General features: G+C 61.8%; 20 protein-coding genes and 1 tRNA gene. 18 read left to right on the top strand and 3 right to left on the bottom strand.

The window, feature by feature from the left end; translation table 11 throughout:
* The 14 genes from AC1DYW_RS32870 to AC1DYW_RS32805 all read left to right on the top strand — a co-directional run.
* Nucleotides 1-244, top strand: a 244-nt coding sequence (locus AC1DYW_RS32870) for an EF-Tu C-terminal domain-related protein (RefSeq protein ID WP_477228954.1), incomplete at its 5' end; no start/stop codon positions are given.
* A gap of 159 nt (nucleotides 245-403) precedes the next feature.
* Complete coding sequence (locus AC1DYW_RS32865; RefSeq protein ID WP_477228955.1) at nucleotides 404-2077, top strand: COG3904 family protein; 1674 nt, start codon at nucleotides 404-406, stop codon at nucleotides 2075-2077.
* A gap of 122 nt (nucleotides 2078-2199) precedes the next feature.
* On the top strand, nucleotides 2200-2682 hold the full coding sequence (locus AC1DYW_RS32860) for a group II truncated hemoglobin (protein WP_477228953.1): 483 nt from the start codon (nucleotides 2200-2202) through the stop codon (nucleotides 2680-2682).
* Nucleotides 2683-2712: 30 nt separating this feature from the next.
* On the top strand, nucleotides 2713-3264 hold the full coding sequence (locus tag AC1DYW_RS32855) for a putative glycolipid-binding domain-containing protein (RefSeq protein WP_477228952.1): 552 nt from the start codon (nucleotides 2713-2715) through the stop codon (nucleotides 3262-3264).
* Nucleotides 3265-3345: 81 nt separating this feature from the next.
* Nucleotides 3346-3421: transfer RNA gene (locus tag AC1DYW_RS32850), tRNA-Trp, on the top strand.
* A 396-nt stretch (nucleotides 3422-3817) separates the two neighbouring features.
* On the top strand, nucleotides 3818-4021 hold the full coding sequence (secE, locus tag AC1DYW_RS32845) for a preprotein translocase subunit SecE (protein WP_013531408.1): 204 nt from the start codon (nucleotides 3818-3820) through the stop codon (nucleotides 4019-4021).
* A 27-nt stretch (nucleotides 4022-4048) separates the two neighbouring features.
* Nucleotides 4049-4576, top strand: a complete 528-nt coding sequence (nusG, locus tag AC1DYW_RS32840) for a transcription termination/antitermination protein NusG (protein WP_013895710.1) — start codon at nucleotides 4049-4051, stop codon at nucleotides 4574-4576.
* A 172-nt stretch (nucleotides 4577-4748) separates the two neighbouring features.
* On the top strand, nucleotides 4749-5177 hold the full coding sequence (rplK, locus tag AC1DYW_RS32835) for a 50S ribosomal protein L11 (RefSeq protein WP_006333334.1): 429 nt from the start codon (nucleotides 4749-4751) through the stop codon (nucleotides 5175-5177).
* Nucleotides 5178-5181: 4 nt separating this feature from the next.
* Nucleotides 5182-5880, top strand: coding sequence for a 50S ribosomal protein L1 (rplA, locus tag AC1DYW_RS32830; RefSeq protein WP_095089662.1), 699 nt, complete (start codon nucleotides 5182-5184; stop codon nucleotides 5878-5880).
* Between the two features lie 396 nt (nucleotides 5881-6276).
* Complete coding sequence (gene rplJ / locus AC1DYW_RS32825) at nucleotides 6277-6795, top strand: 50S ribosomal protein L10 (protein WP_095089664.1); 519 nt, start codon at nucleotides 6277-6279, stop codon at nucleotides 6793-6795.
* 54 nt (nucleotides 6796-6849) lie between these two features.
* Nucleotides 6850-7227 carry a 50S ribosomal protein L7/L12 gene (rplL, locus tag AC1DYW_RS32820; protein ID WP_095089666.1) on the top strand — a complete coding sequence of 126 codons (378 nt, stop codon included), beginning with the start codon at nucleotides 6850-6852 and terminating at the stop codon, nucleotides 7225-7227.
* A gap of 252 nt (nucleotides 7228-7479) precedes the next feature.
* Complete coding sequence (rpoB, locus tag AC1DYW_RS32815; RefSeq protein WP_184879345.1) at nucleotides 7480-11616, top strand: DNA-directed RNA polymerase subunit beta; 4137 nt, start codon at nucleotides 7480-7482, stop codon at nucleotides 11614-11616.
* A 186-nt stretch (nucleotides 11617-11802) separates the two neighbouring features.
* The gene (gene rpoC / locus AC1DYW_RS32810) at nucleotides 11803-15999 is read left to right on the top strand and encodes a DNA-directed RNA polymerase subunit beta' (protein WP_095089695.1); all 4197 of its coding nucleotides are present in this window, start codon (nucleotides 11803-11805) and stop codon (nucleotides 15997-15999) included.
* Between the two features lie 183 nt (nucleotides 16000-16182).
* A complete protein-coding gene (locus AC1DYW_RS32805) occupies nucleotides 16183-17262 on the top strand; it encodes a WG repeat-containing protein (protein WP_477228951.1) in 1080 nt (359 codons plus the stop codon).
* A 10-nt stretch (nucleotides 17263-17272) separates the two neighbouring features.
* Here the strand turns inward: AC1DYW_RS32805 and AC1DYW_RS32800 are convergent, their stop codons facing one another.
* The 3 genes from AC1DYW_RS32800 to AC1DYW_RS32790 all read right to left on the bottom strand — a co-directional run bounded on the left by AC1DYW_RS32800 (nucleotide 17273) and on the right by AC1DYW_RS32790 (nucleotide 19701).
* Nucleotides 17273-18199: a Gfo/Idh/MocA family protein gene (locus AC1DYW_RS32800; RefSeq protein WP_477228950.1), complete on the bottom strand. Its 927-nt coding sequence runs from the start codon at nucleotides 18197-18199 to the stop codon at nucleotides 17273-17275.
* Between the two features lie 89 nt (nucleotides 18200-18288).
* Nucleotides 18289-19401: a PLP-dependent cysteine synthase family protein gene (locus tag AC1DYW_RS32795; RefSeq protein ID WP_477228949.1), complete on the bottom strand. Its 1113-nt coding sequence runs from the start codon at nucleotides 19399-19401 to the stop codon at nucleotides 18289-18291.
* Between the two features lie 18 nt (nucleotides 19402-19419).
* On the bottom strand, nucleotides 19420-19701 hold the full coding sequence (locus AC1DYW_RS32790) for a transcriptional regulator (RefSeq protein WP_095089673.1): 282 nt from the start codon (nucleotides 19699-19701) through the stop codon (nucleotides 19420-19422).
* 477 nt (nucleotides 19702-20178) lie between these two features.
* Between AC1DYW_RS32790 and rpsL the strand changes: the two genes are divergently transcribed.
* From rpsL to AC1DYW_RS32770, 4 genes are all read left to right on the top strand, one after another.
* A complete protein-coding gene (gene rpsL / locus AC1DYW_RS32785; protein WP_006333356.1) occupies nucleotides 20179-20550 on the top strand; it encodes a 30S ribosomal protein S12 in 372 nt (123 codons plus the stop codon).
* Between the two features lie 75 nt (nucleotides 20551-20625).
* Entirely contained in the window at nucleotides 20626-21096 is a 471-nt protein-coding gene (gene rpsG, locus AC1DYW_RS32780; RefSeq protein WP_008875664.1) for a 30S ribosomal protein S7, read from the top strand.
* A gap of 29 nt (nucleotides 21097-21125) precedes the next feature.
* Complete coding sequence (gene fusA, locus AC1DYW_RS32775) at nucleotides 21126-23216, top strand: elongation factor G (protein ID WP_095089675.1); 2091 nt, start codon at nucleotides 21126-21128, stop codon at nucleotides 23214-23216.
* Between the two features lie 66 nt (nucleotides 23217-23282).
* Nucleotides 23283-23543: GTP-binding protein (locus AC1DYW_RS32770; protein WP_477228948.1), on the top strand; the 261-nt coding region annotated here is incomplete at its 3' end.

Genomic DNA, 23543 nt, shown 5'->3' with positions numbered 1-23543 from the left:
GGACGAAGGTGGCCGTCACACGCCGTTCTTCACCAACTACCGTCCGCAGTTCTATTTCCGCACGACGGACGTGACCGGCATCGTGTCGCTGCCGGAAGGCACCGAGATGGTGATGCCGGGCGACAACATCACGGTCGATGTCGAGCTGATCGTGCCGATCGCCATGGAAGAGAAGCTGCGCTTCGCTATCCGTGAAGGCGGCCGCACCGTCGGTGCCGGCATCGTCGTCACCATCAAGGAATAACCGACCCCGGCATCAGCTGGGTCAGGTTCGAGACATAAAGGGCGGTCCTTGGGGCCGCCCTTTTCCTTTTGCCCGGCGGTCGTCGGGTGTTGTCGGTCGAACCCTGTTGCAAGCCTTTGCACCTCGTCTAGGATAGCTTGCATGGCGGGGCTTTTCCAAATGGTTCCAGGGCGCCTTTTGCATCGTCGGGCTTTGTGGTCGCTGTGGCTGATCTGCCTGCTGGCGTCGCTTGTCGCGGGGCATGCCGCCTTTGCAACGGATACGGCGCCGGATCTCGGTCCGACGATGCGCTTCGTCGTCGTCCGCAGCAACGCACCGGGCTGCGAGCCGATCTGCCCGGAATGGATCTCCGCCGAAGGCTCGATAGAGGCCCGGACGCCGGTTCTGTTCAAACGCATGCTCAAGACGCTTGGCGGCCGAAACCTGCCGATCGTCGTCGATTCTCCCGGCGGCAACGTCGAGGCGGCGCTCACGCTTGGCCGGCTGATCCGCAAGAACAAGCTCGATATCGCTGTCGGCAAGACCCGGTTCGACGGCTGTCTGCCTGATGCGAAGGACTGCGCGGAAAACGATGGCAGCGGCGTCCGCTATTTCGGCGATGCCTACGCCAGCGGCGCGATGTGCAATTCCGCCTGTCCGCTGATGTTTGCCGGCGGTATCCGGCGGTTGGTCGGTGAATCGGCCTATCTCGGCGTCCATCAGATCACCACGACCTATATCCGCACGAAACTGCAATATCGCACCACCTATCGAATCGTGGGCGGCAAGAAGAAGGTACTCAGCACAAGGATCGTCAGCCGGAAGAGTGCCGGCAGCTACAAGACCTACGAAATGAGCAAGGCGGTGGAGAAAAGGCTGGCGACCTATCTCGACGGGATGGGCGTCGGACCGGGCGTGCTCGAAACGATGAAGGACACCCCGGCCAGCGCAATCCACCAACTGGAAGTGCAAAACATGCTTCGGATGAGGATGGTCACCAGCCTGGATTCCGTCGACCTGTTGACCGCGGGAACCATCTGCCGCGCCACTCCATTGCCCGGAAATTGCCGGGAAGTCCCGCCTCCGGCAGACAACGCCACGCGGCCGGCCGCTGCCGAGGTGGGAAAAGTCGAGCCCGCCGCCATCGCGCCGATCGGACCCGAAACCGTCCAGCAGGACAATGTCGCCGACATGCGCTTCGTTCTGGTGCGCGGAAAGAGTTTCCTCTGCGATCCCGATTGTCCGGAGTGGATCGCAGCGGAAGGCAGGATTACCGCCGAGACGCCACAGAAGCTGCGCGAATTGCTCGGCACCCTGGGGGATCGGCGGCTGCCCGTCGTGATCAACTCGCCGGGAGGCGACCTTTCCGGTGCCCTTGCCGCCGGAAGGCTGATCCGCGAAAGCAAGCTCGACGTGGCGGTCGCGCGCACCGAGTTCATGGAGTGCGAGCCGGAAAAGCCGGGCTGCACGGCTCAGGACGGCGTCTATGTCGGGCTCACCAATGATGCTTTGGGCGAATGCGATGCAGCCTGTCCGATCATGCTTGCGGGCGGTGTCAGACGCCTGGTCGGCCCCCATGCGCGGTTGCGCTTGCGGTCGTTGGAACTGGACCAGCAGGTCAAGACCTATCTCGAAGAGATGGCGGTCGGGCCTGACCTGTTTGCCGCGATAAAGCTCCATTCGAGCCAACGGCAGCTCGACCCCAGGAAGATGCTCAAAGTCGGGCTGACGACAGGGCCTCAATCGGCGGATGAACTGACCGGCGCTTCCATTTGCAAATCGGCCCCGAAGCCGGGCAACTGCCGCCTGGTATCGGCGCCCAAACTCCAGGCCAACGCGCCCACCAAGTCATAGTTTCGGCGGCACGGTCGGCGGACTGGCCGTCGAGGCAGGTTGAGCCATCCCCGATAGTTCCGCTATCGTCACCCCGGCATTGCCATCTCTGGCGCTGCTTAAGGGGCCAGTGGAGGAAACAAATGAGCCAGGACGCCCCGACATTGTACGAATGGGTTGGCGGCACCGAGGCGCTGAACCGGCTGACGGAAACCTTCTACGACAAGGTGCTTCGCGACCCGGTCGTCGGGCCGGTGTTCAGGAGCATGTCGCCGGACCATCCGGCCCACGTTGCGGCGTTCATCGGCGAGATTTTCGGCGGACCGAAAACCTACAGCGAAAAATTTGGCGGTCACCGCGAGATGGTCATGCACCACCTGGGCAAGCATCTGACCGAGGAGCAGCGCCGCCGCTGGATCAATCTCCTGGCCGATGCCGCCGACGCGGTCGGCCTGCCCAACGATCCTGAATTCCGCTCGGCCTTCATGGGCTACGTCGAATGGGGCTCTCGGCTGGCCAAGATGAACTCCAATCTTGGCGAGACCTGCGATCCCGAGACGGAGCCGATGCCGACCTGGGGCTGGGGTGTGCCGGGTGGGCCGTACAGGCCGCCGGAAACAAAGTAGCCTCCAGTCGCCACGGGAGGTGTCGGGCTGATGCTGGAAGATATGAATATCGTGCGCTGGCACGAGTGGGATGGCCCCGGCCTCGAACACTTGCTGCTGCAGGAGCGTGCAGGGGAAGTCTCGGCCGACTCTGTCGTGATCTGTTCTGGTGAAACGCCTTTTGCGGTGCGCTACCGCATCGCCTGCAACGCGAACTGGCATGCCAGGAGTGTCATGGTCGACGTGATCGGCAGTAGCCAGACACTTGTCCTTGCCGCCGACGGCGATGGTCGCTGGACCAGGGATGGCCTGCCGATGCCCGAGCTCGACGGCGTCCTCGACCCCGATCTCACCGTCACGCCGTTCACCAACACGCTGCCGATCCGGCGATTGCGGCTTTCGATGGGACAAAGTGCCGAGATCACCACCGCCTTCATCGATTTCCCGGCCCTCACCGTCGTCGCCAACCCGCAGCGCTACACATGCCTCGAAGAGGGCAGGCGATATCTCTATGAATCGCGCGCCAGCGACTTCAAGCGGGAGCTGGAGATCGACCGAGACGGGCTGGTCGTCAGCTATCCCGATTTCTGGCGCAGGGGTTAAGGCGCGTTTGCTTGCAAACCACTCTTTACAGAGCGTGCGGAAGCTTTTAGGAAGCGCCTGCTGCGCCGACATGCGCACGATACGGGCATAGCTCAGTTGGTAGAGCGGCGGTCTCCAAAACCGCAGGTCGTAGGTTCGAGCCCTGCTGCCCGTGCCATTTCTCGAAATGGCCCTCAACGCGATATTTCGCCATTTCTCGAAATGGCCCTCGAAACGATATTTCGCGGCTGCCCTTTGAAAATCGGCGACCCGCTTGCCATATTAGCTTGGTTGGGGCATAAGGGCGCCATAGCCGGGACGGAACGACTGGATGGTTCCGAGGCGGCGTTTGGTCATAAAGCGGACACTTGCCACTTGCGTGGATCAAGAATCGGTTTTATGTAGACGAAACAGACACGCGACGCGTGGAGCTGGGAAGCCGGCTTTACGCGTCTGATTTGCATGGGCGAAATGATTGCGCTGATTCGGCGCGAAAACAAGCCCAGGCGGCACGTCCCGGCCAGCGGGATCATCCAGGGGACCCGGCCAACGGGTCTTGAAGACAGAGCGGCATATGGCTTCGAAAACCACAAATCCTTTCGTCTTTCTCCAGCAGGTTCGCGCGGAGACCGCCAAGGTGACTTGGCCGTCGCGACGCGAAACGATGATCTCGACGGTGATGGTCCTCGCTTTCGCTGTGATCGCGATGATCTTTTTCTTCACCGCCGATCAGCTCATGGGCCTCGCGGTCGAGCAGATTCTTGGCATCGGACGCTAAGTCCGGCGATTACGGAGAAGTCTTGAAATGACTGCGCGGTGGTACATCGTCCACGCCTATTCGAACTTTGAAAAAAAGGTCGCCGAGGATATCGAGAACAAGGCCAAGCAGAAGGGCCTGTCCGCCGATATCGAGCAGATCGTGGTGCCGACCGAGAAGGTCGTCGAGGTTCGTCGTGGCCGCAAGGTCGATGCCGAGCGCAAGTTCTTCCCGGGCTATGTGCTCCTGAAGGCCAATCTGACCGACGCGGTGTTCTCGCTGGTCAAGAACACGCCGAAGGTCACCGGCTTCCTGGGCGACTCCAAGCCGGTGCCGATCACCGAGGCGGAAGCGCAGCGCATCCTGAACCAGGTGCAGGAAGGCGTCGAGCGGCCGAAGCCTTCGGTCACGTTCGAGATCGGCGAGGCGATCCGCGTTTCGGATGGTCCCTTCGCGTCGTTCAACGGTTTCGTCCAGGAAGTGGACGAGGAGCGGGCGCGGCTCAAGGTGGAAGTTTCGATCTTCGGGCGCGCCGTGCCTGTCGATCTGGAATTCGGACAGGTCGAAAAGGGCTGATCCGAAATCCCGCCGCCAAGCGCGGCAGGGAAGGGCGGCGCGGAAATCGCGCGGCTTTGAGAACGGTGGGAGACGAATGCGGCTTAGCCGGCCGCATGGATCGCACCACCAGACTGCAACCGCCGGTTTTTCCCTGATGATGGGGCCGGCATAGACAAAGGCAGGAAAAGAGATGGCTAAGAAAATTGCAGGCCAGCTCAAGCTCCAGGTCAAAGCGGGATCGGCCACGCCGTCTCCCCCGATCGGCCCGGCGCTTGGTCAGCGTGGCATCAACATCATGGAGTTCTGCAAGGCGTTCAACGCGCAGACCCAGGAAATGGAAAAGGGATCGCCGATTCCGGTCGTCATCACCTACTACCAGGACAAGTCCTTCACCTTCGTCATGAAGACGCCGCCGGTGAGCTACTTCCTGAAGAAGGCGGCGAACCTGACGTCGGGTTCGAAGGAGCCGGGCAAGATCAAGGCCGGCACGATCGGCCGCGACAAGGTTCGCGCCATCGCCGAGCAGAAGATGAAGGATCTGAACGCAAACGACGTCGAAGCGGCCATGCGCATGGTCGAGGGCTCCGCCCGCTCGATGGGTCTGGAAGTGGTGGGCTAAGATCATGGCAAAGATTGCAAAGCGTGTATCGAAGACCCGCGAAGGCATCGATCCCAACAAGGCTTACGCCCTGGGTGAAGCGCTGAAGCTGCTCAAGGACCGTTCCTCGGTCAAGTTCGACGAGACCGTCGAAGTCGCCATGAACCTCGGCGTCGACCCGCGCCATGCCGACCAGATGGTCCGCGGCGTGGTCAACCTGCCGAACGGCACCGGTCGCTCGGTTCGCGTTGCCGTGTTCGCCCGTGGCGACAAGGCTGACGAAGCTCGCGCCGCTGGCGCCGACATCGTCGGTGCCGAGGATCTGGTCGACATCGTCCAGAAGGGCACGATCGACTTCGATCGCTGCATCGCCACGCCGGACATGATGCCGCTGGTCGGCCGTCTCGGTAAGGTGCTCGGCCCGCGCGGCATGATGCCGAACCCGAAGGTCGGCACCGTCACCACCGACGTTGCAGCCGCCGTCAAGGCATCGAAGGGTGGCGCCGTCGAGTTCCGCGTCGAGAAGGCCGGCATCGTGCATGCCGGTGTCGGCAAGGTCTCGTTCGAGGTCAAGGCCCTGGAAGAGAACATCCGCGCCTTCGCTGACGCGGTGACCAAGGCAAAGCCGACGGGCGCCAAGGGCAACTACGTCAAGAAGGTGTCGGTCACCTCGACGATGGGCCCGGGCCTCAAGCTCGACGTCTCGACGCTCGCGGCGTCCTGATAACTTTACCTGGGATCGGCCGTTAAAGGGCTGATCCGCAAAAGAATTCCGGGCCTCCGATTTAGGTTGGCGGCCCGGTGCCGGAAGTCGAAAGGCTTCCGGACATCCTGTCCGAGATTGCAGGCGGCCCAAAAGCCTTAATTCATGTGGGCCTGCATGAGACGGGTGAAGACCGGACAACGGAGCGACTGCTCCAATGAAAGGTTCGAACCGTGTTTGCCTTTTGTCTGCGCATCGTCGGCCTGGCCGTCGATGTGGCGAAAGGGGGCAGGATCCTCGAGCGTCGTTCGGGAGATCCGTTACTGGATGGCCCGGCCGACAAAAGGCAACCCGACGCCTGTCCTCGTGAATGGGAATGTTCCCGTTAACAGGATGGGGGTCAACTGGAGATAGGCAGTGGACAGAGCGGAAAAACGCGAACTCGTCACGGGCCTGAACGGTGCGTTCTCGAACGCAGGTTCAGTGGTCGTGGCCCACTACGCCGGTATCACCGTCGCGCAAATGAACGACCTTCGGTCGAAAATGCGCGCTGCCGGTGGTACCGTCAAAGTCGCGAAGAACCGTCTCGCCAAAATCGCTCTTCAGGGCACGGACTCCGCATCGATCATCGACCTGTTCAAGGGACAGACGCTGATTGCTTATTCGGAGGATCCGATTGCGGCGCCGAAGGTCGCGTCCGATTTCGCCAAGGGAAATGACAAGCTCGTCATTCTCGGCGGCGCAATGGGCACCACCTCGCTCAACGCCGACGGTGTGAAGGCACTCGCCACACTTCCGTCGCTCGATGAGCTGCGCGCCAGGCTGGTTGGCATGATCGCCACGCCGGCAACCCGGATCGCCCAGATCGTCAATGCGCCAGCGGCTTCGGTCGCGCGCGTCATCGGCGCTTACGCCCGGAAGGACGAGGCGGCATGAGGCCGTTCCTCGCTATCACAAACACACGTTCGAACCTGATGAAGGAATACAACAATGGCTGATCTCGCAAAGATCGTAGACGACCTTTCGAAGCTGACCGTCCTCGAGGCGGCCGAGCTGTCGAAGCTTCTGGAAGAAAAGTGGGGCGTCTCCGCCGCTGCTCCTGTGGCTGTTGCCGCCGCTGGCGGTGGTGCGGCTGCTGCTGCTCCGGCCGAGGAAAAGACGGAGTTCGACGTCGTCCTCACCGAGGCAGGCGCTCAGAAGATCAACGTCATCAAGGAAGTCCGCGCAATCACCGGTCTTGGCCTCAAGGAAGCCAAGGATCTGGTCGAAGCGGCTCCGAAGCCGGTCAAGGAAGGCGTTTCCAAGGCCGACGCTGACAAGTTCAAGGCCCAGCTGGAAGCAGCCGGCGCCAAGGTCGACCTGAAGTAAGCGTAAAAGCGGCGGACGGCCTCGCGCCGTCCGCCACTCTCTTCGGCCGAAGGGAGCACGCGTAGCGCGAGACGTACGAGAACCTCTTTCCTGAAGGCCGCAAACCGGCCTTCAGGAAACGGGTTTTCTCCCGTTTTAGCCGGCCGCCGACAGGCGCCTGGAAAAACAGACAAAGGGTCGCCGCCCAGGTGGCCCAGAATGCAAGGCGAGCCGCGGCGAGGTTCGTCCCGAGTTTAGAGCTAAGGAGCGACGATGGCCCAGACCCAGACTTTCAATGGCCGCAGACGCGTACGCAAGTTCTTCGGAAAGATCCCGGAAGTTGCGGAGATGCCGAACCTGATCGAGGTTCAGAAGGCATCCTATGACCAGTTCCTGATGGTGGCGGAGCCCAAGGGCGGGCGTCCGGACGAGGGACTGCAGGCCGTCTTCAAGTCGGTCTTCCCGATTCAGGACTTTTCCGGCTCCTCGATGCTGGAGTTCGTGAAGTACGAGTTCGAAGGACCTAAATTCGACGTTGACGAATGCCGGCAGCGCGACCTCACCTATGCCGCGCCGCTGAAGGTGACGCTGCGCCTCATCGTGTTCGATATTGACGAGGATACCGGCGCCAAGTCGATCAAGGACATCAAGGAGCAGGACGTCTACATGGGCGACATGCCGCTCATGACCTTGAACGGCACCTTCATCGTCAACGGTACCGAGCGCGTCATCGTCTCGCAGATGCACCGCTCGCCGGGCGTCTTCTTCGACCATGACAAGGGCAAGTCGCACTCGTCGGGCAAGCTTCTGTTTGCCGCGCGCGTCATCCCCTATCGCGGCTCGTGGCTCGACATCGAATTCGATTCCAAGGACGTCGTGCACGCCCGCATCGACCGTCGCCGCAAGATTCCGGTGACGTCGCTGCTGATGGCGCTCGGCATGGACGGCGAAGAGATCCTGTCGACCTTCTACAACAAGATCACCTACAAGCGCGCCGGCGACCATTGGCGCATTCCGTTCAACGTCGAGCGTTTCCGCGGCCTCAAGGCCGTCGGCGACCTGGTCGACGCCGATACGGGCGAAGTTGTTGTCGAAGCCGGCAAGAAGATCACTGCCCGCCAGGCCCGGGCGCTTGGCGAAAAGGGTCTCAAGGCGATCAAATCGACCGACGAGGATCTGCTCGGCAACTACCTGGCCGAGGACATCGTCAACTACGCCACCGGCGAGATCTTCCTCGAAGCCGGCGACGAGATCGACGAAAAGACGCTGAAGGTGCTGCTTGGCACTGGTGAAAACGAGATCAAGGTTCTCGACATCGACCACGTCAATGTCGGCGCCTATATCCGCAACACGCTCAACGTCGACAAGAACGAGAGCCGCCAGGACGCGCTGTTCGACATCTATCGTGTCATGCGCCCCGGCGAGCCGCCGACACTCGAGACCGCCGAAGCCATGTTCAACTCGCTGTTCTTCGACAGCGAGCGCTACGATCTGTCGGCCGTTGGCCGCGTCAAGATGAACATGCGCCTCGAGCTCAAGGCCGAGGACACCGTGCGCGTGCTGCGCAAGGACGACATCCTGGCCGTGGTCAAGACGCTGGTCGAACTGCGTGACGGCAAGGGCGAGATCGACGATATCGACAATCTCGGCAACCGCCGCGTGCGGTCGGTCGGCGAGCTGATGGAAAACCAGTACCGCGTCGGTCTGCTGCGCATGGAGCGCGCGATCAAGGAGCGTATGTCCTCGATCGAGATCGACACGGTGATGCCGCAGGACCTGATCAACGCCAAGCCGGCGGCTGCCGCCGTGCGCGAGTTCTTCGGTTCCTCTCAGCTGTCGCAGTTCATGGACCAGACCAACCCGCTGTCGGAGATCACCCACAAGCGCCGCCTCTCGGCGCTTGGACCGGGCGGTCTGACCCGCGAGCGCGCCGGTTTCGAAGTGCGCGACGTGCACCCGACGCATTACGGCCGCATCTGCCCGATCGAGACGCCGGAAGGCCCGAATATCGGTCTGATCAACTCGCTGGCCACCTTCGCACGCGTCAACAAGTACGGCTTCATCGAGAGCCCGTACCGCAAGATCGTCGACGGCAAGCTGACCAATGACGTCGTCTATCTCTCGGCGATGGAAGAAGCCAAGCACCACGTCGCGCAGGCCAACGCCGAGCTCGACAAGAGTGGTGGCTTCGTCGACGAGTTCGTCATTTGCCGCAGCGCCGGCGAAGTGATGATGGCGCCGCGCGAAAACGTCGACCTGATGGACGTGTCGCCCAAGCAGATGGTTTCGGTGGCCGCGGCCCTGATCCCGTTCCTCGAGAACGACGACGCCAACCGCGCTCTGATGGGCTCGAACATGCAGCGTCAGGCCGTGCCGCTGGTGCGCGCCGAGGCGCCGTTCGTCGGAACCGGCATGGAGCCGATCGTCGCTCGTGACTCGGGCGCCGCCATCGGCGCCCGCCGCGGCGGCATCGTCGACCAGGTGGACGCGACGCGTATCGTTATCCGCGCCACTGAAGATCTCGATCCGGGCAAGTCCGGCGTCGACATCTACCGGCTGATGAAGTTCCAGCGTTCGAACCAGAACACCTGCATCAACCAGCGTCCGCTGGTCCGCATGGGCGACCGAGTCAACAAGGGCGACATCATCGCCGACGGTCCGTCGACCGAGCTCGGTGATCTGGCGCTCGGCCGCAACGTGCTGGTCGCGTTCATGCCGTGGAACGGCTACAACTACGAGGACTCGATCCTCCTGTCCGAGCGCATCGTCGCCGACGACGTCTTCACCTCGATCCATATCGAGGAGTTCGAGGTCATGGCGCGCGACACCAAGCTTGGTCCGGAGGAAATCACGCGCGACATTCCGAACGTCTCGGAAGAAGCGCTGAAGAACCTCGACGAAGCCGGCATTGTCTATATCGGTGCCGAGGTTCAGCCGGGCGACATCCTGGTCGGCAAGATCACGCCGAAGGGCGAAAGCCCGATGACGCCGGAAGAGAAGCTTCTGCGCGCCATCTTCGGCGAAAAGGCATCGGACGTGCGCGACACCTCGATGCGCATGCCTCCGGGCACCTTCGGCACGGTCGTCGAGGTGCGCGTCTTCAATCGCCACGGTGTGGAGAAGGACGAGCGCGCCATGGCGATCGAGCGCGAGGAGATCGAACGCCTCGCCAAGGACCGCGACGACGAGCAGGCCATTCTGGATCGTAACGTCTACGCGCGTCTTTCCGACGTGCTCGTCGGCAAGGAAGCGATCGCTGGACCGAAGGGCTTCAAGAAGGGCTCGACGCTGTCCAAGGACACGCTCGACGAGTATCCGCGTTCGCAGTGGTGGCAGTTTGCGGTGGAGAACGAAAAGCTCCAGAGCGAACTGGAAGCCCTGCGTGGCCAGTACGACGACTCCAAGAAGGCGCTCGAACAGCGCTTCATGGACAAGGTCGAGAAGGTCCAGCGCGGCGACGAAATGCCTCCAGGCGTCATGAAGATGGTCAAGGTCTTCGTGGCCGTGAAGCGCAAGATGCAGCCCGGCGACAAGATGGCCGGCCGTCACGGCAACAAGGGTGTCGTGTCGCGGATCGTTCCGGTCGAGGACATGCCTTTCCTCGAGGACGGCACGCATGCCGATATCGTGCTCAACCCGCTGGGTGTGCCGAGCCGCATGAATGTCGGCCAGATCCTGGAAACGCATCTGGGCTGGGCTTGCGCGGGCATGGGCAAGAAGATCGGCGAGCTGATCGACACGTACAAGGCAGCCGGCGACATCAAGCCGCTGCGCAAGACGCTCGAGAGCTTCATGCCGGCCAACGACCGCAACGAGCCGGTCCGCGAATATGACGACGAGAGCATCGTTCGCCTCAGCGAGCAGATGCGCCGCGGCGTCTCGATCGCGACCCCGGTGTTCGACGGCGCGCACGAGGCTGACATCAACATCATGCTGGAGCAGGCGGGCCTGCACACCAGCGGTCAGTCGCAGCTCTATGACGGACGCACCGGCGAGCCGTTCGATCGCAAGGTGACGATGGGCTATATCTACATGCTCAAGCTTCACCATCTCGTGGACGACAAGATCCACGCGCGTTCGATCGGTCCGTACTCGCTCGTCACCCAGCAGCCGCTGGGCGGCAAGGCGCAGTTCGGTGGCCAGCGCTTCGGCGAAATGGAGGTCTGGGCGCTGGAAGCATACGGCGCCGCCTACACGCTGCAGGAAATGCTGACGGTGAAGTCGGACGACGTCGCCGGCCGTACCAAGGTCTACGAGGCGATCGTCCGTGGCGACGACACCTTCGAGGCCGGCATTCCCGAGAGCTTCAACGTTCTCGTCAAAGAAATGCGGTCTCTCGGCCTCAATGTCGAGCTGGAGAACACCAAGCTCGACGACAACCCGGTCCGGCTGCCCGACGCGGCCGAGTAAGGCAACGGCGCGCCGCGGAAAGCCGCGGCGCGCCATGAGCATGATCACGAAAAGTGGCTACCGGTTTTCGGACAGGATCATGCTCAACCAAGAAGTATTCGACGGCCAGTGGCCGACAAAGACGGCGGGCGTTTGGCTCGCGACTAGATGCAAGGGGTTTTCGAGGACCCCGAAAAGGAGAACGGCATGAACCAAGAGGTCATGAATCTCTTCAATCCCCAGGCGCCGGCACAGGTGTTCGATTCCATCCGGATATCGCTCGCCAGCCCTGAGAAGATTCTGTCCTGGTCGTTCGGCGAGATCAAGAAGCCGGAGACCATCAACTACCGCACCTTCAAGCCGGAGCGTGACGGTCTGTTCTGCGCGCGCATTTTTGGCCCGATCAAGGACTATGAGTGCCTGTGCGGCAAGTACAAGCGCATGAAGTACAAGGGCGTCATCTGCGAGAAGTGCGGCGTCGAAGTCACGCTGTCGCGCGTCCGCCGCGAGCGCATGGGCCATATCGAGCTCGCAGCGCCCGTCGCCCACATCTGGTTCCTGAAGTCGCTGCCGTCGCGCATCGGCACGCTGCTCGACATGACCCTGAAGGACATCGAGCGCGTCCTCTACTTCGAGAACTACATCGTCACCGAGCCTGGCCTCACCGCGCTGAAGGAGCACCAGCTGCTCAGCGAGGAAGAGTACATGATCGCCGTCGACGAGTATGGCGAGGACAGCTTCACCGCCATGATCGGCGCCGAGGCCATCCATGACCTTCTGGCCGGCATGGACCTGGAGAAGATCGCCGGCGACCTGCGTACGGAACTGGCTTCGACCACCTCCGAGCTGAAGCAGAAGAAGTATCTGAAGCGGCTCAAGGTCGTCGAGAACTTCATGGAATCCGGCAACCGTCCGGAATGGATGATCATGAAAGTGGTTCCGGTGATTCCGCCGGACCTGCGTCCGCTCGTCCCGCTGGACGGCGGCCGTTTCGCCACCTCGGATCTCAACGATCTCTATCGCCGCGTCATCAACCGCAACAACCGTCTGAAGCGGCTGATCGAGTTGCGCGCCCCCGGCATCATCGTGCGCAATGAAAAGCGAATGCTGCAGGAAGCCGTCGATGCGCTGTTCGACAACGGCCGTCGCGGCCGCGTCATCACCGGCGCCAACAAGCGCCCGCTGAAGTCGCTGTCCGACATGCTCAAGGGCAAGCAGGGCCGGTTCCGTCAGAACCTGCTCGGCAAGCGCGTCGACTATTCCGGCCGCTCGGTCATCGTGACCGGTCCGGAGCTCAAGCTGCACCAGTGCGGCCTGCCGAAGAAGATGGCGCTCGAACTGTTCAAGCCCTTCATCTACGCCCGTCTCGACGCCAAGGGTTACTCCTCGACAGTCAAGCAGGCCAAGAAGCTGGTCGAGAAGGAGCGTCCGGAAGTCTGGGATATCCTCGACGAGGTCATCCGCGAGCATCCGGTGCTCCTGAACCGCGCGCCGACGCTGCACCGTCTCGGCATCCAGGCGTTCGAGCCGATCCTGATCGAAGGCAAGGCGATCCAGCTGCACCCGCTGGTCTGCACGGCCTTCAACGCCGACTTCGACGGCGACCAGATGGCCGTCCACGTGCCGCTGTCGCTGGAAGCGCAGCTTGAAGCCCGCGTGCTGATGATGTCGACCAACAACATCCTGCACCCGGCTTCCGGCGCGCCGATCATCGTGCCGTCGCAGGACATGGTTCTGGGTCTCTACTATCTCTCGATCGTCAACCAGAACGAGCCGGGCGAGGGCATGGTGTTTGCCGACATGGGCGAACTCCAGCATGCGCTCGAGACCAAGGCGGTGACGCTGCACTCCAAGATCCGCGGTCGTTTCCGTTCGGTCGATGCCGACGGCAAGGTCGTGTCGAAGATCTACGACACCACTCCTGGCCGCATGATCATCGGCGAACTTCTGCCGAAGAACGTCAACGTGCCTTACGAGACCGCCAACCAGGAGATGACCAAGAAGAACATCTCCAAGATGATCGACACCGTCTACCGCCACTGCGGTCAGAAGGAGACGGTCATTTTCTGCGATCGCATCATGGCGCTCGGCTTCAGCCATGCCTGCCGTGCCGGCATTTCGTTCGGCAAGGACGACATGCTGATCCCGGATGCCAAGATCAAGCTGGTCTCCGACACCGAGGCTTTGGCCAAGGAATACGAGCAGCAGTACAATGACGGCCTGATCACGCAGGGCGAGAAGTACAACAAGGTCGTCGACGCCTGGGCCAAGTGCTCGGAAAAGGTCGCCGACGAAATGATGGCCCGCATCAAGGCGGTCGAGTTCGAGGACAATGGCCGTCAGAAGCCGATGAACTCGATCTACATGATGTCGCACTCCGGTGCGCGTGGCTCGCCCACCCAGATGCGCCAGCTCGCTGGCATGCGCGGCCTGATGGCCAAGCCGTCGGGTGAAATCATCGAGACGCCGATCATCTCGAACTTCAAGGAAGGCCTGACCGTGCTCGAGTACTTCAACTCGACCCACGGCGCTCGCAAGGGTCTGGCCGACACCGCCTTGAAGACGGCGAACTCGGGCTACCTCACCCGTCGTCTGGTCGACGTGGCGCAGGACTGCATCGTCAACTCCGTCGACTGCGGCACCGACAAGGGCCTCACCATGCAGCCGATCGTCGATGCCGGCCAGGTCGTCGCTTCCGTTGGACAGCGTGTGCTGGGCCGTACGTCGCTCGACGACATCAACCATCCGGTGTCGGGCGAGGTTCTGGTCAAGGCCGGAACGCTGATGGACGAGCGCGACGTGGAAAAGATCGAGAAGGCCGGCGTCCAGTCGGTCCGCATCCGCTCGGCACTGACCTGCGAGGTCAGGGTTGGCGTGTGCGCGGTCTGCTACGGACGCGATCTTGCCCGCGGCACCCCGGTCAACCAGGGCGAAGCCGTTGGCGTCATCGCGGCGCAGTCGATCGGCGAGCCGGGCACCCAGCTCACCATGCGTACCTTCCACATGGGCGGTACGGCGCAGGTGGTGGACTCCTCGTTCCTTGAAGCCTCCTACGAGGGCAAGGTCGAGATCCGCAACCGCAACGTGGTGCGCAACTCGGACGGCCAGCAGATGGTCATGGGCCGCAACATGGCGGTGCTGATCCTCGACGAAACCGGCAAGGAGCGCGCCACGCACCGTCTCACCTATGGTTCGCGTATCTTCGTGGACGATGGCGACAAGGTGAAGCGCGGCCAGCGTATCGCCGAGTGGGATCCCTATACCCGCCCGGTCCTCACCGAAATCGAGGGCAGGGTGTCGTACGAGGATCTGGTCGACGGCATTTCCGTTCAGGAAACTGCCGACGAGTCGACTGGCATCACCAAGCGTGAGGTCATCGACTGGCGCTCGACGCCACGCGGCAACGACCTCAAGCCTGCGATCGCCATCCAGGACGCCAAGGGCAAGGTCGGCAAGCTGTCGAAGGGCGGCGACGCCCGCTTCCTGCTCTCCGTCGAGGCCATTCTTTCGGTCGAGCCGGGTGCGCAGGTTCGCCCCGGCGACGTGCTGGCGCGTATCCCGATGGAAAGCGCCAAGACCAAGGACATCACCGGCGGTCTGCCGCGTGTTGCCGAACTGTTCGAGGCACGCCGTCCGAAGGATCACGCCATCATCGCCGAGATCGATGGCACGATCCGCTTCGGCCGCGACTACAAGAACAAGCGTCGCATCATCATCGAGCCGCATGACTCGACCCTTGAGCCGGTCGAATACCTGATCCCGAAGGGCAAGCCGTTCCATCTCCAGGACGGCGACGTCATCGAGAAGGGCGACTACATCCTCGACGGCAATCCTGCGCCGCACGACATTCTGGCGATCAAGGGCGTGGAGGCACTTGCTTCCTACCTCGTCAACGAGATCCAGGAAGTCTACCGTCTGCAGGGCGTGTCGATCAACGACAAGCACATCGAGGTGATCGTTCGCCAGATGCTGCAGAAGGTCGAGATCACCACGCAGGGCGACTCGACCTACATTCCGGGCGACCACGTCGACGTGATCGAGCTGGAAGAGGTCAACGAGCGTCTGATCGAGGACGGCAAGAAGCCGGCCGAAGGCCAGCCAGTGCTGCTCGGCATCACCAAGGCATCGCTGCAGACGCCGTCCTTCATCTCGGCCGCCTCCTTCCAGGAGACGACCAGGGTGCTGACGGAAGCCGCGGTTGCCGGCAAGACCGACATGCTGCAGGGGCTGAAGGAAAACGTCATCGTCGGCCGGCTTATCCCGGCCGGTACCGGCGGCACGATGAGCCAGATCCGGCGCATCGCCACCTCGCGCGACGAACTGATCATCGACGAGCGCCGCAAGGCCTCCGGTGTGGAAGTTGCCGAGCCGATGCTCGCCGACATGACAACCGCCGCGCAGTAAGCGCGGCGGCCAAAAAATTGAGCGGTTCATTGTTTCGGTGAACCGCTCAAGGAATCTCAGGCAACAGGGCCGTCGGGGCAACCCGGCGGCTTTTTTCTTTGGTGCAAACGGTCCTCTAGTCTTTACTGAGATCCATAGTCCCGAGATTCTCACCGCCACACGGTTCAGTCCGACGAGGCACCCATGTCCGTTTCTGATAGCGACCAAGAGTTGTGGCCGCTGCGCTCTAAGTCAAATGGCAAAACCGGATACATTGATCATAACGGCGATTGGGTCATCAACCCGACGTTTGACAGGGGTTTCCGTTTCCACGGCAACAGGGCCGCAGCACTTTCGGCCGATCGATGGGGAGTCCTGAACAAGCAAGGCGATTGGTTGGCTGCTCCGGAGGGCGCCACGCTTAACACTTATGGGGAAGGCCCGGTGCGCGTGCAGGTGGATCGAAAATGGGGCCTTATCGACGATGCGGGAAAGTGGATCGTTGAACCGCGTTTTTCGTTCATGACATGGTTTTCGTCCGGCCTCTGTAGCGTTGTCTTTGAGGAAAAGTATGGATGCGTAAACTTCGCCGGGAGCTGGGTAATTCCGCCCGTCTACGAAAGGATCGGCGCGTTCTATAATGGCATGGCAATCGCAAAACTCGCGGGCGGACTATTTGGCTACCTTGACACGACTGGAAGCTGGATTGTTCCGCCGACCTTCAGATGCCTTTTCGTACGTGACCCTTTGAGCGGGCTCGCTGTTGCCGGGGTCATGACTGATGCCCGAGGATACCTCGAGGGCTATATCGATCAAGATGCGAAATGGGTTGTCGAGCCGAGGTTCCATCGCGCACACGGTTTCTCTGACGGATTTGCGTGTGCACAGCGAGGGGATCCCGACGATGATGACATGGTTAAACACGAAAGATGGGGGTTTATCGACCGTACCGGCGCATGGGTAGTAGAGCCGCGTTTCCAGAGCGGTCGCCCGTGCTCAGAAGGGTTGGCTCCAGTCGAATATGAAGATCGCTTTGGATTCATCGATATGCGTGGATCTTGGGTGCTCGAACCAATGCTGGATGTCGCGTGGCCAATGTTTGACGGTCTTGCGGAGGGCAAACTCGACGGAAAATGCGGGTTTCTCGATCGATCGATGAACTGGCGCTTCAAGCCGATTTACGATCAGGTCGAAGATCTTGGGGAATTGATCCGAGTTGTTGTCGATGGCACCGAAACATATTTCCGCCGAAGCGGTCAGGCGTTGAACGGCTCCGCCATCTGAGGTCAAACCATCAGTCGAAAAACGCCTCGACCACATTGCGCTTGCCGAGCATGAAGGCATCGGCGACATGCTGGAGCGGCGCCAGATCGACGTCGGAGCTGCCGGCGCGGACAATCTCGGCAAACCGCTTGTAAAGCATCGGGTATTCTGCTTCCGGTTCGTCATGGACGACGCGGCCGTCGATGGCGAGCTTCGAGCCGCCGCCTGAAAGGACCATCGCACCCTTGTCGGTGTCGGCAACTATGTCCCAGCTTTGCGGGCCTGTCTGGAGCCAGTCGAGATCCATCGCCACCGGCAATCCGTTCGAGGTGCGGAAGGTGACCTGTGCCGCGACCGGCGCGGCGCGGTTTTCAGGAAAATCGAGCACGGCCGAGGTGATGAACATCGGCGGCAGGATGTGGGTCACGATCGACAGTGCATTGATGCCGGGATCGAAGACGCCGAAGCCGCCGGGAGCCCAGATCCATTCCTGGTTCGGGTGCCAGCGACGCACGTCTTCCTTCCAGTTGATGGCGGCGGACTTGATCTTGGCCGAACTCAGGAAGGCACGCGCGGCCTCGACTGCCGGCGCATAACGCGAATGCCAGCTGGCAAACAGCGAGACGCCGTTCTTCGCGGCCAATGCCTTGAGGTTCTCGACCTCGCTGACAGTGGCGCCGGGTGGCTTCTCCAGGAAGACGTGTTTCTTGGCTTCCAGTGCTGTGCGCGCCGCGTCGTAGCGAAACTGCGGCGGCATGCAGAGCGAAACGGCCTCGAGCTCCGGCACCGCGTCGAGCATGGCTTCGATATCAGGAAAATTCGGAATGCCGTCGACCTTGCCGTGCCGGCTGGCGGCGGCGATGAGGCGATAGTCCTGGTCCTTCCCCAGGGCCGGCAGGTGCTGGTCGCGGACGATCTTGCCGACACCGACGATGCCTATCTTGATGGGCTGGGACACGGCCGCTCCGTCTGTTGAATGATGGTGGTGGCTTCTTATCAGAACACTTGTCCCCGACAAGCCGAAGCCGGCGAGCCGACGCCGAAAAGTCAGCCCCAGCTTTCCTCGAACGGCAAGGTCAGTTTTCCACCCGCCAAAAAGGCCTCGATCGCCGGTTCGAAAGGCGAGGGGTCGAGGCTGTTCGCAGCCAGCCATTCGTCGGAATAATATGTGTTGGCATAGCGATCGCCAGAATCGCAGATCAGCGTCACCAGTGAACCCGCCCTTCCTTCCTCGATCATGCGCGCGGCCTGAAAGCACATGGCGATGAAGTTGGTGCCGGTCGAGCCGCCGACACGACGGCCGAGCCGTCGCGACAACACCCGCATCGCCGCCAGCGACACAGCGTCCGGCACCCGCAGCATATGATCGATGACGCCAGGCACGAAGGACGGCTCCATTCGCGGCCGGCCGATCCCCTCGATCCGCGACGGCTGTTCGCAGCGGCAATTGCGATCATGCGTGGCAAAACCGTCGAAGAAGGCCGAGCGCTCGACGTCGGCAACCGACAACCGCGTCGCATGCTGCTTGTAGCGCAGGAAGCGGCCGATCGTGGCGGTGGTGCCGCCGGTGCCGGCGCTCATCACGATCCAGGCCGGAACCGGATGCGGCTCCTCGCGCATCTGCCCGAAGATCGATTCGGCGATGTTGTTGTTGCCGCGCCAGTCGGTGGCGCGCTCGGCGTGGGTGAACTGGTCCATGAAATGGCCGCCCAGTTTCGCCGCGAGTTCGGCCGACTCGGCATAGATGCGCCTGCCGTCGTCGATGAAATGGCAGTTGCCGCCATAGTGCTCGATCGCGGCGATCTTTTCGCGCGAGGTCGAGCGCGGCATCACCGCATAGAACGGCACCCCGATCATACGGGCAAAGTACGCTTCCGATACCGCGGTCGAACCCGACGACGCTTCGATCACCGGCGCGCCTTCGCGGATCAGGCCATTGCACAGCGCATACAGAAATAGCGAGCGCGCCAGCCGGTGCTTCAGGCTGCCGGTCGGATGGGTGGATTCATCCTTGAGATAGAGATCGATGCCGGCCAGGGCCGGTAGATCGAGCTTCCACAGATGCGTGTCGGCCGAGCGGCGCTGATCGGCCTCGATCGCCGCAACGGCCTGGTCGACCCAGGTCCGGGACGCAGGTCCAACCGCTTTTGGTCCGGCCATCGTCAGCGCACCCCCGATTCAGATCGGCACGTCGAAAGTAACGATCGACACTTCGCCTTCGAGCGCGCCCTGGAAGGCGGAAAGATGCGGCTCATCGTCGGGTGCGCCGTCCATGTCGCCGATCTGGTCGAGTTCGGCCTCGGCGTAACCTTCCGCCGCAAGCGATTCGAGCGCCCGGCGCACCGCCGAATCGTCGTCGGGGGCGACCAGCATCACATGCACGCCTTCCGGCTTGCCGCCCTTTTTCTTCCACACCCGGCCGGTGATGATGGTGACCGGGCGCTCTTCATTGTCGTTCACGGGCCGATTCCTCTTGGCAGATTGCGGGCGGGCGAGGGGATTTTCACTGCTCATGCGGCCTTTTCGCATGAAGCAGGGCCGTGCAACAGCGCAAAGCCGGTCACTTTCTTCCTCGCCCTTGCAAAATTGCGAAACAAAATTACATGCGTTTTTCGCATGGCTGCCGAGCCTTGGTTGGCGCGCAATATTTGGCGCTCCGGGCTTGACGGTTCGCGGTCTTACGAGTAGAAGCCGCCCAGTCAGAACCGATGTGAGGCTCTCCCTTCCGAAGCGACACGCTTTGGAGTTTGCCTCAAACAGGGTTCGTTTTACGAGCGAAAAGACATTTCCGGCGTGCACGAAGCGGGTCCGCTTCCTCTGCCATTTGTTCGGGCAAAGACCGCGAGGCGCGGTTTGTGGCCCGAATTTGCGTATGGAAATGACGCTTTGAGCGGCCCTGACCGGGCGAGACACGGAATTGAGAGACAAGAGGGTTTAATGCCTACCGTCAACCAGCTGATCCGCAAGCCGCGCATTGCGCCGGTGAAGCGCAACAAGGTCCCGGCCATGCAGCAGAACCCGCAGAAGCGGGGCGTCTGCACGCGCGTCTATACAACGACGCCGAAGAAGCCGAACTCGGCGCTGCGCAAGGTGGCCAAGATCCGCCTGACCAATGGTTTTGAAGTGATCGGGTACATCCCCGGCGAAGGTCACAACCTTCAGGAACACTCCGTGGTGATGATCCGCGGCGGCCGCGTCAAGGATCTTCCGGGCGTTCGCTACCACATCATCCGCGGCGTGCTCGACACGCAGGGTGTGAAGAACCGCAAGCAGCGCCGTTCGAAGTACGGCGCCAAGCGTCCGAAGTGACCGAAGCGTAGCGAAGGTCATCCCGGGCAAGCATCCGGGATCAAGGCCACCACGCATAATTGAGGCAGAGAAAAAATGTCGCGTCGTCACAGTGCAGAAAAGCGTGAGATCAATCCGGACCCGAAGTTCGGCGATCTGATCGTCACCAAGTTCATGAACGCCGTCATGTATGACGGCAAGAAGTCGGTTGCCGAGACCATCGTCTACGGCGCGCTCGACCAGGTTCAGTCGAAGACCAAGCAGGAGCCGGTCACCGTCTTCCATCAGGCGCTCGACAATGTCGCGCCGCATGTGGAAGTGCGTTCGCGTCGTGTCGGCGGCGCCACCTACCAGGTTCCGGTCGACGTGCGCCCCGAGCGCCGCCAGGCTCTGGCCATTCGTTGGCTGATCGCCGCGGCCCGCAACCGCAACGAGACCACCATGGTCGACCGCCTCTCCGGCGAGCTGATGGACGCGGCCAACAACCGCGGCACCGCCGTCAAGAAGCGTGAAGACACCCACAAGATGGCTGAAGCCAACCGCGCTTTCGCGCACTACCGCTGGTAAAGCGCGTACGAGACTGAGAGGCAGCTACGATGGCCCGCGAATACAAAATCGAAGACTACCGCAATTTCGGTATCATGGCGCATATTGACGCCGGCAAGACGACGACCACCGAGCGCGTCCTCTATTACACGGGCAAGTCGCACAAGATCGGCGAAGTCCACGACGGCGCTGCCACCATGGATTGGATGGAGCAGGAGCAGGAGCGCGGCATCACCATCACGTCCGCCGCGACCACGACCTTCTGGAAGGGTCGCAGCGGCAAGATGTACCGCTTCAACATCATCGACACCCCCGGACACGTCGACTTCACCATTGAAGTCGAGCGTTCGCTGCGCGTGCTCGACGGCGCCATTGCGCTGCTCGACGCCAACGCCGGTGTCGAACCGCAGACGGAAACCGTCTGGCGCCAGGCCGACAAGTATCGCGTTCCGCGCATGATCTTCTGCAACAAGATGGACAAGATCGGCGCCGACTTCTACCGCTCGGTCGAGATGATCGGTTCGCGCCTCGGTGCGCATGCCGTCGTCATGCAGCTGCCGATCGGTGCCGAGACCGAGTTCAAGGGCGTTGTCGACCTCGTCGAGATGAACGCGCTTGTCTGGCGCGATGAGACGCTGGGCGCTGCCTGGGACGTCGTCGAGATCCCGGCCGACCTCAAGGCTCGTGCCGAGGAATACCGCGAGAAGATGATCGAAGCCGCCGTCGAAATGGACGAGACGGCACTCGAGAACTACCTCGAAGGCAAGATGCCGTCGAATGACGAGATCCGCGCGCTGATCCGCAAGGGCACCATCGCGGTGAAGTTCTACCCGATGTTCTGCGGCTCGGCCTTCAAGAACAAGGGTGTGCAGCCGCTGCTTGACGCCGTCGTCGAATATCTGCCGTCGCCGGCCGATGTTCCGGCCATCAAGGGCGTCGATGCCAAGACCGACGCCGAGATCGAGCGTCACGCCGACGACAACGAGCCGCTGTCGATGCTCGCCTTCAAGATCATGAACGACCCGTTCGTCGGTTCGCTCACCTTTGCCCGCATCTATTCGGGCAAGCTCACCAAGGGCATCTCGGTCGACAACACCGTGAAGGGTAAGAAGGAACGCATCGGTCGCATGCTGCAGATGCATGCCAACTCGCGCGCCGACGTCGAAGAGGCTTTCGCCGGCGACATCGTCGCTCTGGCTGGCCTCAAGGACACCACCACCGGCGATACGCTGAGCGATCCGCTGCATCCGGTCATCCTCGAGCGCATGGAATTCCCCGATCCGGTCATCCAGATCGCGATCGAGCCGAAGACCAAGAACGACCAGGAAAAGATGGGCCTCGCCCTTCACCGCCTGGCCGCCGAGGATCCGTCCTTCCGCGTCAAGACCGACGAGGAAAGCGGCCAGACGATCATTTCCGGCATGGGCGAGCTTCACCTCGACATCATCGTCGACCGCATGCGTCGCGAGTTCAAAGTCGAGGCCAATGTCGGTGCGCCGCAGGTGGCCTATCGCGAGACGATCACCCGCAGGCACGAGCAGGACTACACGCACAAGAAGCAGACCGGCGGTACCGGTCAGTTCGCCCGCGTCAAGATCGTCTTCGAGCCGAATCCGGACAGCAGCGAATTCGAGTTCGAAACCAAGATCGTCGGCGGTGCGGTTCCCAAGGAATACATCCCCGGTGTCGAAAAGGGCATCAACAGCGTCATGACCTCGGGTCCGTTCGCGGGCTTCCCGATGATCGGTGTCAAGGCGACGCTGATCGACGGCGCTTACCACGATGTTGACTCCAGCGTTCTGGCCTTCGAAATCGCCGGCCGCGCCTGCTTCCGTGAAGCCGCACCCAAGCTTGGCGTGCAGTTGCTCGAGCCGATCATGAAGGTCGAAGTGGTGACGCCGGAAGACTACGTCGGCAGCGTCATCGGCGATCTGAACGGCCGTCGCGGCCAGATCCAGGGCCAGGAAGCACGTGGCGTGGCAGTGGTCATCAACGCGATGGTGCCGCTCGCCAACATGTTCAAGTACGTCGACAACCTGCGCTCGATGAGCCAGGGCCGCGCGGCCTACACCATGCAGTTCGATCACTATGAGCCTGTGCCGACCGCGGTCGCCCAGGAAGTTCAGAAGAAATACGCGTAACTCGAACGGGTTGCAGCGGTAACTTAATTCAAGGCCCGCACGGGCGAGCAGGATTGGAGACATCACATGGCAAAAGGTAAATTCGAGCGTAACAAGCCTCATGTGAACATCGGCACGATTGGTCACGTTGACCATGGCAAGACGTCGCTGACGGCGGCGATCACGAAGTATTTTGGCGAATACAAGCGCTATGACCAGATCGACGCGGCACCTGAGGAGAAGGCGCGCGGCATCACGATCTCGACGGCGCATGTCGAATACGAGACGGCCAACCGCCACTACGCTCACGTCGACTGCCCCGGGCACGCCGACTATCACGCCGACTAT

The sequence above is a fragment of the Mesorhizobium sp. P2_D5 genome (assembly GCF_056404355.1).
This window is presented reverse-complemented; position numbering and strand designations above follow the sequence as displayed.